At 72.8% G+C, this 15,172-nt stretch carries 13 protein-coding genes; 4 read left to right on the forward strand and 9 right to left on the reverse strand.

Going from position 1 to position 15,172, the window contains the following annotated elements; all coding sequences use genetic code 11:
* Positions 1 to 62: 62 nt before the first annotated feature.
* A complete protein-coding gene (locus ACZ69I_RS35450) occupies positions 63 to 1,499 on the reverse strand; it encodes an aminotransferase-like domain-containing protein (protein ID WP_470836610.1) in 1,437 nt (478 codons plus the stop codon).
* On the opposite strand from ACZ69I_RS35450, the gene ACZ69I_RS35455 reads away from it, so the two are divergent.
* Together ACZ69I_RS35455 and ACZ69I_RS35460 are read left to right on the forward strand one after the other, a co-directional pair.
* Positions 1,498 to 2,466, forward strand: coding sequence for a DMT family transporter (locus ACZ69I_RS35455; protein WP_470836611.1), 969 nt, complete (start codon positions 1,498 to 1,500; stop codon positions 2,464 to 2,466). The genes ACZ69I_RS35450 and ACZ69I_RS35455 overlap by 2 nt on opposite strands.
* 96 nt (positions 2,467 to 2,562) lie before the next feature.
* Positions 2,563 to 2,757, forward strand: coding sequence for a DUF1918 domain-containing protein (locus ACZ69I_RS35460; protein WP_389720867.1), 195 nt, complete (start codon positions 2,563 to 2,565; stop codon positions 2,755 to 2,757).
* Between the two features lie 7 nt (positions 2,758 to 2,764).
* Here ACZ69I_RS35460 and ACZ69I_RS35465 read toward each other — a convergent pair whose 3' ends face one another.
* Positions 2,765 to 4,000: a glycoside hydrolase family 10-like protein gene (locus tag ACZ69I_RS35465; protein WP_470836613.1), complete on the reverse strand. Its 1,236-nt coding sequence runs from the start codon at positions 3,998 to 4,000 to the stop codon at positions 2,765 to 2,767.
* Between the two features lie 189 nt (positions 4,001 to 4,189).
* Here ACZ69I_RS35465 and ACZ69I_RS35470 point away from each other — a divergent pair, with 189 nt between their 5' ends.
* Both ACZ69I_RS35470 and ACZ69I_RS35475 read left to right on the forward strand, forming a co-directional pair.
* The gene (locus ACZ69I_RS35470) at positions 4,190 to 5,050 is read left to right on the forward strand and encodes a 3-hydroxybutyryl-CoA dehydrogenase (RefSeq protein WP_361733701.1); all 861 of its coding nucleotides are present in this window, start codon (positions 4,190 to 4,192) and stop codon (positions 5,048 to 5,050) included.
* Between the two features lie 215 nt (positions 5,051 to 5,265).
* A complete protein-coding gene (locus ACZ69I_RS35475) occupies positions 5,266 to 5,523 on the forward strand; it encodes a hypothetical protein (RefSeq protein ID WP_467682201.1) in 258 nt (85 codons plus the stop codon).
* On the opposite strand, the gene ACZ69I_RS35480 is transcribed toward ACZ69I_RS35475, so the two are convergent.
* The 7 genes from ACZ69I_RS35480 to ACZ69I_RS35510 form a co-directional block, all read right to left on the reverse strand.
* Complete coding sequence (locus ACZ69I_RS35480) at positions 5,524 to 6,066, reverse strand: NUDIX hydrolase (protein WP_055699051.1); 543 nt, start codon at positions 6,064 to 6,066, stop codon at positions 5,524 to 5,526.
* 119 nt (positions 6,067 to 6,185) lie between these two features.
* Positions 6,186 to 7,535 carry a transcriptional regulator gene (locus ACZ69I_RS35485; RefSeq protein WP_467682199.1) on the reverse strand — a complete coding sequence of 450 codons (1,350 nt, stop codon included), beginning with the start codon at positions 7,533 to 7,535 and terminating at the stop codon, positions 6,186 to 6,188.
* A gap of 282 nt (positions 7,536 to 7,817) precedes the next feature.
* Positions 7,818 to 8,891: a PP2C family protein-serine/threonine phosphatase gene (locus ACZ69I_RS35490; RefSeq protein WP_470836673.1), complete on the reverse strand. Its 1,074-nt coding sequence runs from the start codon at positions 8,889 to 8,891 to the stop codon at positions 7,818 to 7,820.
* A gap of 275 nt (positions 8,892 to 9,166) precedes the next feature.
* Complete coding sequence (gene pheT / locus ACZ69I_RS35495; RefSeq protein ID WP_470836616.1) at positions 9,167 to 11,695, reverse strand: phenylalanine--tRNA ligase subunit beta; 2,529 nt, start codon at positions 11,693 to 11,695, stop codon at positions 9,167 to 9,169.
* The gene (gene pheS, locus ACZ69I_RS35500; RefSeq protein WP_470836618.1) at positions 11,695 to 12,825 is read right to left on the reverse strand and encodes a phenylalanine--tRNA ligase subunit alpha; all 1,131 of its coding nucleotides are present in this window, start codon (positions 12,823 to 12,825) and stop codon (positions 11,695 to 11,697) included. Before pheS ends, pheT begins: the two co-directional genes overlap by 1 nt.
* A gap of 148 nt (positions 12,826 to 12,973) precedes the next feature.
* Positions 12,974 to 14,116 (reverse strand): sensor histidine kinase, encoded by a 1,143-nt coding sequence (locus tag ACZ69I_RS35505; RefSeq protein ID WP_467682193.1) that lies wholly within the window; start codon positions 14,114 to 14,116, stop codon positions 12,974 to 12,976.
* A 95-nt stretch (positions 14,117 to 14,211) separates the two neighbouring features.
* Positions 14,212 to 15,039, reverse strand: coding sequence for a TrmH family RNA methyltransferase (locus ACZ69I_RS35510; protein WP_470836619.1), 828 nt, complete (start codon positions 15,037 to 15,039; stop codon positions 14,212 to 14,214).
* Positions 15,040 to 15,172: the final 133 nt, after the last annotated feature.

Genomic DNA, 15,172 nt, shown 5'->3' on the forward strand with positions numbered 1-15,172 from the left:
GGCGTCGAACGGATTTCACCTGGCGGGACGGGCACCCGCGAGAAGCAGGACGCGGCGATCGCTCACCCCAGCACTTCGTCGCAGGCCACCCTCAGCCGCCGTACGCCCTCCGTGATCTCCCCCACTCCGGCGACCGCCGCGAAGCTCAGGCGGACGTGTCCCGCCGGGGGTTCGGCCGCGAAGTACGGGCGGCCGGGGGCGACGGCCACCCCCGCGCGGAGGGCCGCGGAGGCGAACGCGGACTCGTCCGCGCCGTCGGGAAGCCGCAGCCACAGGTTGTAGCCGCCCGCCGGGACGTGCGGCACCGCCAGCTCCGGCAGGCGCAGTCGCAGCGCCGCCGTCATCGTGTCCCTGCGCTCCTTCAACTCCCCTGCCACCGCCCGCAGATGGCGGGGCCAGGCCGGGGACCCGACCAGTTCCAGGGCCGCCTCCTGCAGCGGCCTCGGCACGAAGAAGTGGTCGACGACCTGGATGGCGCGCAGCCGCTCCAGGACCGGGCCGCGGGCCGCGAGCGCGCTGACGCGGAAGCTGGGCGAGGTGGCCTTGGTGAGCGAGCAGACGTGGACGACGACGCCGTCGCGGTCGTCGGAGGAGAGCGGGCGCGGCAGCGGGCCCGCGTCCTCGTGGACGAGGCGGCGCACGAAGTCGTCCTCGACGACGAACGCCCCCGCCGCGCGGGCGATCCGCAGGACCTCCGGACGGCGCTCGGCGGACAGCACCGCGCCGGTCGGGTTCTGGAACAGCGGCTGGCAGACGAAGACCCGGGCGCCCGTCGCCTCGAAGGCGGCCTCCAGGAGCTGCGGGCGCACCCCGTCGGTGTCCACGGGCACCGGCACCGGGCGCAGCCCCGCCGCCCGGGCGATGGCCAGCATGCCCGGATACGTGGGGGACTCGACGAGGACCGGCGCCCCGGGCGGGGCGAGCGCCCGCAGCGCGGTCGTGAGCGCGCTCTGGCCGCCCGCCGTGATCAGCACCTCGGCGGCCGTGATCGCCCCGCCGATCCCCCGCGCGAACCACTCGCGCAGCTCGGGCAGACCGTCGACCGGCGGACGCCCCCAGGCCCCGGGCCGCCTCCCCGCCCGCGCGAGGGCCGCCGCCATCGCGCGCTCGGGCTGCAGAGCGGGGTCGAGGTAGCCGCCGTTGAACTCGATGATGCCCGGCGGCGGCGCGGCGAGGGTGGCGAGGACACCGGACGCGTCGACCGAGCGCGGCACCAGCTCCGCGGCGGCGTCGGCGCTCAGCGTCACCTCCTGCCAGGAGGTGTCGCCGACGGGCTCGGCGGGCGCGGCCGCCTCGGCGCGGAAGACGCCCGCGCCGGGGCGGGTGACGACCAGCCCCTCGGCGGCCAGCTGCGCCAGGGCCCGTGACACGGTCACCGGGCTCACCCTGAACCGCTCGACCAGGGCCCGGCTCGACGGCAGCTTTCCACCCGGAGAGTAGCGGTCGAGCTCCGCCCGCAGACTTTTCGCCAGTTCACCCACACTGCTACTGTCATGCATGACAGCACAGGATAGCGCTACTCGCCCGACCCGGATAGCGGTCCCGACCTCCGAGACCGCGCCCCCGGCCTCGAACCCGGCCCCCGCCCCTGCCCCCGCCCTCGCGGGCACGCACCGCGCCGGCACCGTGCTGGCCGCCCTCGGCGTGACCGCCTTCTCGCTCACCTTCCCCTCCACCGCCTGGGGCCTCGAAGGCATCGGCCCCTGGAGCTTCGTGACCCTGCGCGGCGTGCTCGCCGCGTTCGTCGCGGGCAGCGCCCTGCTCGCCCTGCGCGTCGCCCTCCCGCACCGCAGGCACTGGGCGGGGCTCGCGGTGGTGGGTGCGGGGGTGGTCGTCGGCTTCCCGCTGCTCACCACGCTCGCGCTGCAGACCTCGACCACCGCGCACGCGGCCGTCGTCGTCGGCCTGCTCCCCCTGACGACCGCCGTCCTCTCGGTGCTGCGCACCGGGGCGCGCCCCTCGCGCACGTTCTGGGCGGCGGCGCTCGCCGGGGCCGCCGCGGTGATCGCGTTCACCGTGCAGCAGAGCGGCGGCGCCCTGACCACCGCCGACCTCTACCTCTTCGGCGCCCTGCTGATCTGCGCGGCCGGTTACACCGAGGGCGGCCGGCTGGCCCGTGAGATGCCCGGCTGGCAGGTGATCGGCTGGGCCCTCGTCCTGTGCCTGCCGCTCAACGTCGTGGGCGCGCTCGCGGCCCTGCCCCACGAGTCCTTCCACCTGACCGGGCACAGCACGGCGGGCCTGCTGTACTCCGCGATCGGCTCGCAGTTCCTCGGCCTGGTCGTCTGGTACCGGGGGATGGCGGCGATCGGCGTCCCCAAGGCCAGCCAGCTCCAGCTGGCCCAGCCGCTCCTGACGCTGGTCTGGTCGGTGTTCCTGCTCGGCGAGCACCTCACCGTCGCGGCCCCGCTCACCGCGGTCGCCGTCCTCGCCTGCATCGCGGTCACCCAACGGGCCCGCGGCTGACCGGTCGCACGTCCGACAGGGCCCCAACTCCCGCGACCCGTCGTACACTTGCGGCCACAGATCGCGACCGCTGAGCGGGACGAGGGGGCACTGGAGATGCGTGCAACCGTAGGCGACGACCTGGTGGTGCACGGCAGGATCGTCGGGCAGCACGACCGGATCGCGCAGATCGTCGAGGTGCTGGGCCCGGACGGCGGGCCGCCGTACCGCGTCCGCTTCGAGGACGGCCACGAGACTCTGATGTCGCCGGGCCCCGACACCGTCGTACGGCACCAGGACCCGGCCCCCTAGGGGCGGATCAGCGCGGCGGCTTCGCCCGATCCTGGTAGTGGTCGGCGACCACCCGGGCCATCGCGCCGATCTTGTCGACGCCGACCTCCTTCGCCGAGAAGAAGACGTGCCCGCGCACCTCGGGGTGGTTCTCGGCGAACGTGAGGTGGCGGGAGAGCTCCGCCGGGTCCTGCCAGGGGGCGGGCTGCGCCGGGTCGCCCGCCTTGTACAGGGCCTCGCCGATGTACAGGCGCACGTCCGTGCCGCGCACCACGTCGCTCCACCACGGGATCAGCTTGGCGTAGTCCGCGGCGGCGAAGCCGATATGCCAGTAGACCTGCGGAACGATGTAGTCGAGCCAGCCCTTCTTCACCCAGCCGCGCGTGTCCGCGTACAGGTCGTCGTAGGTCTGCACCCCGGCCCGGGTGTCCGAGCCCGTCGGGTCCGTCGCGATGTTGCGCCAGACCGCGAAGGGGCTGACGCCGAAGTGGGCGCGCGGCCGCGCCTTCTTCACCCGGCCGGACATCTCGCGCACCAGCCGGTCGATGTTGTCCCGCCGCCAGGAGGCCCGGTCGGGGAAGCCGCCGCCGTACCGCTCGAAGGCCTCGTCGTCGTCGAAGACCTGGCCCGCGACGGGATAGGGGTAGAAGTAGTCGTCCCAGTGCACCGCGTCGATCGGGTAGCGGCGCACGGCGTCGAGCATCGCGTCCTGCACGAAGCGCCGCACCGCGGGCAGGCCCGGGTTGTAGTAGAGCTTCCCGCCGTAGGGCACCACCCAGTCGGGGTGCACGCGCGCGGGGTGGGTGGCCACCAGGCGGGACGGGTCCGTGTGGTTGGCGATCCGGAACGGGTTGAACCACGCGTGCAGCTCCAGACCCCTGCGGTGGGCCTCGCGCACGGCGGTGCCCAGCGGGTCCCAGCCCGGGTCCTTGCCCTGGACGCCGGTCAGGTACTCCGACCACGGCTCGTACGGCGAGGGCCACAGCGCGTCCGCCGTGGGCCGCACCTGGAAGACCACCGCGTTGAGTCTGCGGCGGACGGCCGCGTCCAGGTGGGCGAGGAGCTCGTCGCGCTGCTGCGCCGCCGGGAGCCCCGGCTTGGACGGCCAGTCGCGGTTGACGACGCTCGCCAGCCACATGCCGCGCAGCTCGCGGTCCTTCTTCGGGCGCCGGTGGCCGACGGCGGCCGCGTCACCCGCCGTCGCCAGGCCCGCGACCGTGGCCGCGGCCGCCACCGAGAAAACCCGACGTGACATACGCCTCATCTGCAGGCCCCCTGAGCTAGCAGTCGTCCGGCACCCCTTGCCGGTTGGGCACAGCATGCCCGACCCGGCCCCTCATGGACCCTTCATTGCGGAGTAACGTTCACGGCCGAGGCAGGCACCGCATCCATACGGGGGACGGGGGACCTGCCGGCCCCGTTGATCAGCGAAAGGCACGAGGTGACCGACTCCATGACCGATATCGCACGCGTCGGAGTGGTGGGCTGTGGCCAGATGGGCGCCGGAATCGCAGAGGTCTGCGCCCGCTCCGGACTGGACGTGAAGGTCGCGGAGACCACCGGCGAGGCCCTGGAGATCGGCCGTACGCGGCTGTACAACTCCCTCTCCAAGGCGGCGGAACGCGGCAAGATCTCCGACGAGGAACGCGACGCGACGCTCGACCGCCTCAGCTTCACCACCGACCTCGGCGAGTTCGCCGACCGTGACCTGGTCATCGAGGCCGTGGTGGAGAACGAGCAGGTCAAGACCGAGATCTTCCAGGTTCTCGACCAGGTGGTGACGCGGCAGGACGCGATCCTCGCCTCCAACACCTCCTCCATCCCGCTGGTGAAGCTGGCCGTCGCGACCTCGCGCCCGGACCAGGTCATCGGCATCCACTTCTTCAACCCGGCGCCGGTGCAGCAGCTCGTCGAGCTGATCCCCGCGCTGACCACCTCCGAGGGCACCATCAGCCGCGCCCAGGCCGTGGTGGAGAAGATCCTCGGCAAGCACGCGATCCGGGCCCAGGACCGCTCGGGCTTCGTGGTCAACGCGCTGCTCATCCCGTACCTGCTCTCCGCCATCCGGATGTTCGAGTCGGGCATCGCGAGCCGCGAGGACATCGACAACGGCATGGAGATGGGCTGCGCCCACCCGATGGGTCCGCTCAAGCTCTCCGACCTGATCGGCCTGGACACGGTCGCCTCGGTCGCCGACTCCATGTACGCCGAGTACAAGGAGCCCCTGTACGCCGCTCCCCCGCTGCTCCAGCGGATGGTGGACGCGGGCCGCCTCGGCCGGAAGTCCGGCTCGGGCTTCTACACGTACGCCTGACGCACCGTGCGCCTGACGGGCGCACACCCCGTACGAACACGTTCCGTACCGACGGGCCCGGCACTCCTGCGAGTGCCGGGCCCGCGGCGTTCACACACCGTGTGCGCAGGGGGCTCGCATATGCCCATCGCACACTCTCCCGCCCTGCCCACCACGCGGGTTGACTTTCCGTGCGGAAGGAGGGGGGACGCGCCACTACAGAGAGGAGCGGACTCGTGACCACCGACGGCGAGATAGCCGTGGTCCCGGAAGAACTCGCTGAGATACGCCGCAGCTTGGACGTGGGCCTCGCCCGCGTCGACGGACGGCTCGCGTTACTCAGTCAGCACGACGAACAGACCGCCAAGAACGTGGAGACCATGGAGGCCCGGGTCGCCGCACTGGAGAACACCCGCTGGCCGCTGCCCACGATCGTCGCTCTCGCGGCGGTCGCGGCGATCGCCGTAGCGGTCTGGCAGGCCATCGGCCATTAGCTAGCGCGCGTCCTGGCCGAGGCGCAGATGGTGCAGGAGGAGGAGCGCCGCGGCCATGTTGGCGGCCGGGACCTCTCCGCGGGCCACCATGTCGGGGACCAGCTTGAGCGGTACCCACTCGCGGCGGTCCGACTCGAAGTCGTCCTCGGGGTGGCCGATGTACGTCCCCTCGTCGGACCAGTAGATGTGGTGCCGGGCGTCGGTGAGCCCGTTGGACGGCTCGACGCTCATGAGGTGCCGCAAAGGGCCCGGTCGCCAGCCGGTCTCCTCCTCCATCTCGCGTGCCGCCGCGTACGCGATGTCCTCGCCGTCCTCGACGACGCCGGCCGCGAGTTCCCACCCCCAGCTGTCGGTGATGAAACGGTGCCGCCACAGCAGCAGCACCTCGTTGGCGTCGTTGACGACGGTGGCCACGGCGACGGGCCGCAGCCGTATCAGGAAGTGATCGAGATGCCGGCCGTCGGGTAGTTCGACATCTGCGAGATTGACCGTGAACCAACGGTTTCCGTACACAGTTTGTTCGCTCTGTTTCGTCCACTGCACGGTTCTGCCACCTTCCGCCGAGTAGATGGCAATATCGCAGCAGGTCGAATGTCGGAGCAGAGTGTGTGCGGCTCGGAGCTGTGCGTATGCGAGGGCGGCGCGGCGGCGCCGCTAGCGCGTCACAGCGGTACGCGCAGCGCGCCGTCGATCAGTGCGGCCGCCTCGGCCGTGCCCGCGCAGTCGCTGCGGACCAGGTGCTCCCGCACCGCGCGCAGCCGGTCACGCAGCCGCTGGGACTCCATGCCCCGCGCCTGTTCTGCCATTTTCACCGCCGAGGCCACCGCCTCGTCGGTGTTGCCCTGGCGGAGCTCGATCTGACTGAGCATGGCGAGGCGGTGCACCCGGCCCCGGTCGTGCGCCGGAGTGTCCACGGCCGCCGCGGCGTGCTCGTGGGCGCTGGCCAGATCACCCAGGCTGAGCAGCGCCTCCGCCACTTGCACGTTGACGAGGCCGGGCTGGACATAGCCCGTCTCGTCCGGCTCGCGGCCGCGCAGGATCCGGTCGGCCGCCACCTCCGCACGCCGGATGCAGGAGAGCGCGCTCCTGCCGTCGCCCAGGTGCGCGTACGCCTTGGCCTGCATCGCGTAGAGGTCGGAGGCGAGGGCCGGGGTGAGGTCGCGCCCGGCGGCGCGCAGCGCGGCCTCGGCGAAGGCCACGGCCTGGCGGTACTCGCGCATGAACAGGGACTGGTTGACGAGCAGCGCGATCACATACGCGCCGAGCCCCTGGTCGCCGCTCGCCTTGGCCAGCCGCAGCGCCTGGTGGAAGTAGCGCTGGGCGAGGCCATGCGCGTCGGAGTCGTACGCGCAGATGCCCGCGATGGCGACCAACCCGCCCGTGGAGCGGTGCAGTTGGCGGCCCATCTCGTCGGTGTAGCTGCCGCGCAGCAGCGGCGCGGCCTCGGCGTTGAGGAAGCCGACGATGCGGGTGCGGGTCGCGATGCCGCCGGTCTTGCGGTACATCTGCTCGTAGTGGGCGCGGGCGGCGCGCATCATCTCGATGTCGGCGGTGCTGACGGGGTGCCGGCCACCGCGGGAGACGTCGACGTCCTCGGGCGGATTCTCCCACTCCCAGACGGGCATCACGGCGGGCGTGCCGGTGACGGCGGGCGCGCCGAGCAGGTGCGGGCGCTGCTGTTCGTCCGAGCGCCACAGCGCGGTGGCCCGCTCCACGAAGCCGGAGAGCGTGGAGGACGCCGAGCCGGCCCGGGCGGCGGGGACCCCGGGCAGGCCGAGGCCGATGTCGTCGAGCGTGACGGGCCGCTGCAGCCGGGCGGCGAGCACTTCGCAGATCAGGTCGGGGACCTGACCGCGCGGGCGCTGGCCCTTCAACCAGCGGGAGACGGCGGTGTGTTCGTAGCGCAACGCGAGTCCTCTGGATCTGCCCGCCTGGTTCACGTGTGCGGCGAGTCCCGCGTGGGAGATGCCCGCTTCGTCGAGGATCGCGTCGAGCAGGGTGTTGGGCTGCATGGAGGCCCTCCGGTGGCTCGGTGCTGTTCAGATTAGTGGAGGGCCCTTCACACGGGGTGTGAACGGAGTGCTCGGATCCGGGGGGTGTGCGCACTGCCGCATGGGGTGTGGAATCGCTTGACTGAGATGCCTCATCAGTTAAGGAGGCCGGCCGGGCCGCCGGCTCCCCCTCGTACAGTACGGCGGCCCTCATCGGCGCCATTCGTCCCGCCGTCTGCCCGACAACTCCATGGCGGGGCGGATGGCGCATGCCGCCGCCCCTGTTCTACGTACGAGGGGGGCTCAGCTCATGGTGCGGGCGTGCCGCCCCGGCTCCGGCTGCTGTGCGGGGACCCTGGCCCGGTCGTTGCGCAGCACGAGCAGCGCCGCGTCGTCGGACGGCAACCGGCCCGCGTGGCGCACGAGCCGGGCGTGGACCGCGCGAACGAGGCCCTGCGGCGAGACCGGCTGCGTGCGGGCGGCCTCGGTGAGGACGCTGCGCAGCGGGAAGGAGGCCCCGGCGGCGTTCCGCTCGTCCTCCATGCCGTCCGTGTGCAGGATGAGCGCCTCGCCGGGCAGCAGCGGACCGCAGTGCAGCACGGGCAGTTCGGCCGGCAGCGGGAAGGAGCCGAGGGGCGGCAGCGGCTCGCGGTCCGTCAGGGGCCGCGCCTGCCCGCTCAGGAGGTGGGGCCAGGGGTGTCCGCAGTTCAGCGCCGAGATCTCGCCGTCCTCGCTGATCTCCAGGAGCAGGACGGTCACGAACTCCTCGGCGAGCGGGGCCTCCTGCGCCGCCGAGCCGCCGACGGGCGGCTCGGTGTACGAGCGCTCCCGCAGGTGCCGCCCGAGGGCGCGCTCCAACCTCCGCAGCACCAGCGGCAGTTCGGGCTCCTCGTGGGCCGCCTCGCGGAAGCTGCCGAGGACGGCGGCGACGGTCCCGATGGCGGCGAGGCCGTGCCCGCGCACGTCGCCCATGACGACCCGGACGCCGTGGTCGGTGGCGGCCACCTCGTACAGGTCGCCCCCGACGGAGGCGCCGCGCGACGCGGAGAGCCGCTCGGCGGCGAGCGCGAGCCCTGCGAGGCGGGGCGGCAGCGGCCGCAGCAGTACGTCCTGCGCGGCGCCCGCGACCTCGTGGATCTGCCGCAGCTCCCGCAGCAGCGCCCTGCGCACATGGAGGACGAGCCCGGTCCCGACGGCGAAGAACACGGCGCTGCTGACGATCCGCGCCCCCATGCCGTTCTGCTGGGCGAGCGGACAGGCCAGCTTGTACGTGACGGCGACGGCGCCCCACACGGTGGGCAGCCCCAGCGAGAACACGCGTCGGCTCCGGACCGGGCGCACTCTGCGCAGCACCCGGGGCAGGGCGCGCGGCAGCATGCGGGCGACGCGCCGGGGGCGTCCGTCCCGCGCGCCCGCCCGGAGCAGGCCCCTGCCGGGCGCCCCGGCTCTGCTACGACTCATGCTGTCGGCCCCCCTCGGCCCTGTCCAGCGAGCGGCCGACCCCTACGGCCGGACCGATTCTTACGACCGTATGGACCGATCGGGCCAGGGTGACGCCCCTTGTCACCCGAACGAGTGAGGGGCTCATCCGGTGGTCCGGATGAGCCCCTCCATGCGCCTCTTGTGCGCCTGTTGCCGACTACGCGCGGTGGTTACGCTCCGCGCAGCACCGCACCCGTCCGCTCGGCCGCCAGGGCGACGGCCGCGTCACGGGCCGCGGAGGCCTCGTCGACGGTGAGCGTGCGGTCAGCGGCGCGGAAGCGCAGCGCGTACGCCAGGGACTTCTTGCCCTCGCCGACCTGCTCGCCCTCGAAGACGTCGAACAGCCGGATGGACTCCAGGAGTTCACCGGCGCCGCCGCGCAGGAAGTACTCGACGACGGCGGCCGGCACCTCGGTGTCGACCACCAGGGCGACGTCCTGGGTGGCGACCGGGAAGGTCGAGATGCGCGGCGCCCGGACGGCTCCTTCGCGCGCCGACTCGAGGCGGTCCAGGTCCAGCTCCATCGCGCAGGTGCGCGCGGGCACGCCGAGCGCCTTCACGACGCGCGGGTGCAGCTCGCCCGCGTGGCCGACGGTGACGATCTCACCGTCGACGACGACCTTGAGCTCGGCGCAGCGGCCGGGGTGCCACGGGCCGTACTGCCCCTGGTCGACGATGAGCTCGACGCCTGCCTCCCGGGCGATGGTCCGCGCCGACTCGACGGCGTCGGCCCAGTCCGCCGGGCGGCCCTTACCCCACCAGCCGCTCTGCTCGCGGGCGCCCGCGAGGACGACGGCGGCGTGCCGGGGCTGGACGGGCAGCGCGTCGGTCAGGGACGCGATCTCCTCGTCGGTGGGGCGCCGGTCGACGGGCAGGCGCGTCGCGACCGTGAGCTCCTCGCGCGGGTGGAAGACCAGGCCGGTCTCGAACAGGGCCTGGTCGTGCGAGCCCCGGCCGTCGTTGCGGCGCAGCGCGGCGAGCAGCCCCGGCAGCAGCGTCGTACGGAGTGCGGGCTCCTCGTCGGAGAGGGGGTTGACCAGCTTCACGACGCGGCGGGCGGGGTCGTCCGCCGCCAGGCCCAGCTGGTCGAGGACACCCTCGCCGATGAAGGGGTAGCTGAGCGCCTCGACGTATCCGGCACCGGCCAGCGCGCGGCCGACGCGGCGGTGCAGCCGCTGCCGCTCGGTCAGGCCGCGGCCTGCCGGGGGCTTGGGCAGCGTGGAGGGCAGGTTCTCGTACCCCTCCAGGCGGATGACCTCTTCGGCGAGGTCGTTCGGCTCGGCGAGGTCGGGGCGCCACGACGGCACGGTGACGGTCAGGGCGTCCTGGCCGTAGACGTCGCAGCCGACCTGCTGGAGGCGGCGCACGACGGTCTCGCGGCCGTAGGCGACACCGGCGACCCGGTCCGGGTGGTCGGCCGGCATGGTGATCGTGCGCGGCGCGGTCGGGGCGATGACTTCGGTGACGCCGGCCTCGGCGCTGCCGCCCGCGAGGAGCACGAGCAGGTCGACGGTGCGCTGCGCGGCGGCGGCCGCGGCCTGCGGGTCGACGCCGCGCTCGAAGCGCTTGGACGCCTCGGAGGCCAGCTTGTGGCGGCGCGCGGTGCGGGCGATGGAGATCGCGTCGAAGTGCGCGGCCTCGATCACCACCTCGCGGGTGCCGCGGACCTCGCCGGTCTCCGGGTCCGTCTCGGAGTCGGCGATCTCGGTGTTGGCACCGCCCATGACGCCCGCGATGCCGATGGGGCCGCGGTCGTCGGTGATGACGAGGTCCTCGGCGTCCAGGACGCGCTTGGCACCGTCGAGGGTGGTGAACTTCTCGCCCTGCTCGGCCCGGCGCACGCCGATCGTGCCCTGGACACGGGAGCGGTCGTACGCGTGCAGGGGCTGGCCGAGCTCCATCATCACGTAGTTCGTGATGTCGACGGCGAGCGAGATCGGGCGCATGCCGACCTTCTGCAGGCGGCGCTGCAGCCAGATCGGGGAGCGGGCCTCGGGCTGCAGGCCCGTGACGGTGCGCGCGGTGAAGCGGTCGCAGCCGCGCGGCTCGCTGATCTTGACCGGGTAGCCGAAGGAGTTCGGCGCGGGCACGTCGAGCAGCGCCGGGTCGCGCAGCGGCAGGCCGTACGCGATGGCGGCCTCGCGGGCGACGCCGCGCATCGAGAGCGCGTAGCCGCGGTCGGGCGTGACGGCGATGTCGAGGACCTCGTCCACCAGCTCCAGGAGCTCGATGGCGTCGGTTCCCACCTCGTGCTCGGGCGGGAGCACGATGATGCCGCCGCTGCCGTCGTCGCCCATGCCGAGCTCGTCGCCGGAGCAGATCATGCCGTGCGAGGTCTTGCCGTACGTCTTGCGGGCGGCGATGGCGAAGTCGCCGGGCAGGACGGCGCCGGGCAGGACCACGACGACCTTGTCGCCGACCTGGAAGTTCCGGGCGCCGCAGACGATCTCCTGCGGCTCGCCGGTGCCGTTGGCGGTGCCGACGTCGACGGTGCAGAAGCGGATGGGCTTCTTGAAGCCCTCCAGCTCCTCGATGGTGAGGACCTTGCCCACGACGAGCGGGCCCTTGAGGCCCGCGCCGAGCTGCTCGACGGTCTCGACCTCGAGGCCGACCTCGATCAGCTTGGCCTGCACGTCACGGCCGGTCTCGGTGGCGGGGAGGTCGACGTACTCCCGCAGCCAGGAAAGCGGGACCCGCATCAGATCTCCATCCCGAACGGCCGGGTGAACCGGGTGTCACCCTCGACCATGTCTCGCATGTCTTCGACGTTGTGGCGGAACATCAGCATCCGTTCGATGCCGAACCCGAAGGCGAATCCGCTGTACTTCTGGGGGTCGACGCCACAGGCCGTGAGCACCTTGGGGTTGACCATGCCGCAGCCGCCGAGCTCGATCCAGCCCTCGCTGCCGCAGGTGCGGCAGGGGCGGTCGGGGTTGCCGACGGACTCGCCGCGGCAGACGTAGCAGACCATGTCCATCTCGGCGGACGGCTCGGTGAACGGGAAGTAGTTCGGCCGCAGCCGGGTCTTCATGTCCGAGCCGAAGAGCGACTGGACCATGTGGTCCAGGGTGCCCTTGAGGTCGGCCATGGTGAGGCCCTCGTCGACGGCGAGCAGCTCGATCTGGTGGAAGACCGGGGTGTGCGTCGCGTCGAGCTCGTCCGTGCGGTACACGCGGCCGGGGCAGACCACGTAGACCGGCGGCTCGCGGCGCTCGAGGAGCGCGCGGGCCTGCACGGGCGAGGTGTGCGTCCGCAGCACGACACCGGACTCGTCGCCGGACCCACCGTCCGGGCCCTGGACGAAGAAGGTGTCCTGCATCTGCCGGGCCGGGTGGTCGGGCGTGAAGTTCAGGGCGTCGAAGTTGAACCACTCCGCCTCGACCTCGGGGCCCTCGGCGACCTCGTAGCCCATCGAGACGAAGACGTCGGCGACGCGCTCCATCATCGTGGTCAGCGGGTGCCGGGCGCCGGCGGGCGTGCGGTCGTACGGCAGCGTGACGTCCACCGCCTCCTCGACCAGGACGCGGGCGTCGCGCTCGGCCTCGAGCTCGGTCTGGCGGGCGGCCAGGGCCTTGCTCACGGCGCCGCGCGCCATGCCGACGCGCTTGCCCGCCTCGGCCTTGGCCTGCGGGGGCAGCGCGCCGATCTCGCGGTTGGCGAGCGCCAGGGGCGAGGTGCCGCCGGTGTGCGCGACCTTGGCCTCCTGGAGCGCCTCGAGGGAGTCCGCGGCCGCGAAGGCGGCGAGCGCCTCGTCCCGCATGCGCTCGATCTCTTCAGGTTTCAGTGCCTCGACCTCAACAGGGTCGTACGACTTGTTCGGTGCCGACATCTCTTCCCGTGCTTCCGATTGGCTGGCGGATGGGTCCCCGTCAACGACTCGGAGACAAGCTGTCCCAGTATTGGGGACACAAAGTGCCAACGACCGAGTCTAACGGGGGTGCGGTGAACGAATGAGCCCGCGGGCTGCTCACGGCGCCCTACTGGAGATACGCCGGGGCCCCCACGGGCAACGTAAATCGGAACTGGGCGCCGCCGCCGGGTGCGCGGCCGACGGTGATCGTCCCGCCGTGGACCTCCACGATGCCCTTCACGATGTACAGCCCCAGTCCCGTCCCGCCGCGCTTGCTGCCCCGCCAGAAGCGGGTGAAGACGCGGCCCATCGACTCCTCCGGAATGCCGGGACCTTCGTCGCTCACGGTCACGGCGGTCTCCTCGCCGCCCCCCTCGCGCGGCGAGGAGGATGCGGCCACCTCGATGGTGACCGTTCCCTCGCCGTGCCGCACCGCATTTTCCAGCAGGTTGCTGAGCACCTGGTCGATCTTGTCGGGGTCCGCCCAGAGATCGGGCAGCGGCTGTTCGACGCGGGCGAGGAAGCGGTCCGCGTCCTGCCCCGCGGCGACGTGGGCCTGGATGTGCCGGCCGACGGCGGCACCTATGTCGACGGGCTGGCGGCGCAGCTCCAGGCGTCCGGAGTCGATGCGGGAGATGTCGAGGAGCTCGGCGATCAGCCGGGTGACGCGGTTCGCGTCGGCGTCGACGGTCTCCAGCATCAGTTTCTTCTGGTCGTCGGTGAACCGCTCCCACTTGGCGAGCAGCGTCGCGGTGAAGCCCTTGACGGAGGTGAGCGGCGAGCGGAGCTCGTGGGCGACCGTGGCGATCAGCTCGGCGTGGCTGCGCTCGGTGCGGCGGCGGGCCTCGGTGTCGCGCAGGGAGACGACGACGCGGCGGACGGGCCCGGTGCGGGAGGTGCGTACGTAACGGGCGGAGACGAGGACCTCGCGGCCGCCGGGCAGCAGCAGGTTGCGCTCGGGCTGGGCGATGCGGATGGCCAGGCCGCCGTAGGGGTCGGTCAGCTGCCACCAGCGGCGGCCTTCGAGGTCCTCTAACGGAAGCGCGCGCTCCAGGGGGGCGCCGAGGGCGTCGGCCGCGGGGACCGCGGTGATCCGGGCCGCGGCCGCGTTGAAGCAGATGACCCGGCCGCACTCGTCGGCGACGACGAGCCCGTCGGGCAGCTCGTCGGGGTCGAGTCCGAGGTCGCCGAGGTCACCGGGACCGCCGCGGTCCGCGCGAGCACGGACGACGTCCTGTACTCCCGGCGCTCTGCTCGTGCCGACGCTCATTCCCCGTACCCCACCTCTCGGACTGTCGGTGGGGGTGCCTCCCTGCGCCCCCGAGGCCGTCACACTACTAGCTCGATGTGACGGAGCGGACCCCCTCAGCGAGGACTGCCGGCGCGCTGTGCACGGGCGGACGCATAGAGGCACACGGCCGCGGCCGTCGCGAGGTTGAGGCTCTCGGCTCTGCCGTGGATCGGAACGCGCACCACCGCGTCGGCGAGTGCGCGGGTCTCCTCCGGGAGCCCCCAGGCCTCGTTGCCGAAGATCCAGGCGGTGGGGGTGCCCATGGTGCCCCGGTCGAGTTCGGTGTCGAGGTCGTCCTCACCGGCCCCGTCCGCGGCGAGGATGCGTACGCCCGCGTCCTTCAGCCCCTGTACGGCCTGCTCGACGGGGACCCCGACGGCGACGGGCAGATGGAAGTGCGAGCCGACCGACGCGCGCACCGACTTGGGGTTGTAGAGGTCCACCGAGGCGTCGGTGAGGATCACGGCGTCGGCGCCCGCGGCGTCCGCGCAGCGCAGCACGGTCCCGGCGTTGCCGGGGTCGCGGACGTGCGCGAGGACGGCGACGAGCTTCGGGCGTCCGGCGAGGATCTCCTCGAAGGGCACGTCGAGGAACCGGCAGACCCCGACGAGGCCCTGCGGGGTGACGGTCGTGGAGATGTCGGCGATGACGTCCTCGTCGGCGAGGTGCACGCGGGCCCCGGCGGCGCGGGCCTCCCCCACGATGTCGGCGTGGCGCTCGGCGGCGTCGAGGGTGGCGAACAGCTCGACGAGCGTCTCCCCGTGCCCGGCGGCCTCCCGCACGGCCTGCGGCCCCTCGGCGAGGAACAGCCGCTCCTTCCCCCGGAAGTTCCGCTTGGCCAGCCGCCGCGCGGCACTGACACGGGGCGACTTGGGGGAGATCAACTCGGGAGCGGCAACCATTCAACTCACCTCGGGGGAAGCGCCCTTCAGGGGCGCGGGGAACTGCGCGACCAGCCGAGGACGGCCCGCGGGCGGCAGCGGACGGACGACGGCAGACGAGAATCCGAACACAAGCGGACCCGCAGGCCCATGG

It is taken from the genome of Streptomyces sp. NPDC036815, from assembly GCF_055609205.1.

What these genes read in the sequence shown, in the direction of transcription:
- ACZ69I_RS35465 (WP_470836613.1), bottom strand. Translation starts at nt 4,000, where the DNA reads ATGAGGCGTATGTCACGTCGGGTTTTCTCGGTGGCGGCCGCGGCCACG.
- pheT (WP_470836616.1), bottom strand. Translation starts at nt 11,695, where the DNA reads ATGCGGGTCCCGCTTTCCTGGCTGCGGGAGTACGTCGACCTCCCCGCC.
- ACZ69I_RS35455 (WP_470836611.1), top strand. Translation starts at nt 1,498, where the DNA reads ATGACAGCACAGGATAGCGCTACTCGCCCGACCCGGATAGCGGTCCCG.
- ACZ69I_RS35460 (WP_389720867.1), top strand. Translation starts at nt 2,563, where the DNA reads ATGCGTGCAACCGTAGGCGACGACCTGGTGGTGCACGGCAGGATCGTC.
- pheS (WP_470836618.1), bottom strand. Translation starts at nt 12,825, where the DNA reads ATGTCGGCACCGAACAAGTCGTACGACCCTGTTGAGGTCGAGGCACTG.
- ACZ69I_RS35490 (WP_470836673.1), bottom strand. Translation starts at nt 8,891, where the DNA reads ATGCTGCCGCGCGCCCTGCCCCGGGTGCTGCGCAGAGTGCGCCCGGTC.
- ACZ69I_RS35505 (WP_467682193.1), bottom strand. Translation starts at nt 14,116, where the DNA reads ATGAGCGTCGGCACGAGCAGAGCGCCGGGAGTACAGGACGTCGTCCGT.
- ACZ69I_RS35450 (WP_470836610.1), bottom strand. Translation starts at nt 1,499, where the DNA reads ATGCATGACAGTAGCAGTGTGGGTGAACTGGCGAAAAGTCTGCGGGCG.
- ACZ69I_RS35485 (WP_467682199.1), bottom strand. Translation starts at nt 7,535, where the DNA reads ATGCAGCCCAACACCCTGCTCGACGCGATCCTCGACGAAGCGGGCATC.
- ACZ69I_RS35510 (WP_470836619.1), bottom strand. Translation starts at nt 15,039, where the DNA reads ATGGTTGCCGCTCCCGAGTTGATCTCCCCCAAGTCGCCCCGTGTCAGT.
- ACZ69I_RS35470 (WP_361733701.1), top strand. Translation starts at nt 4,190, where the DNA reads ATGACCGATATCGCACGCGTCGGAGTGGTGGGCTGTGGCCAGATGGGC.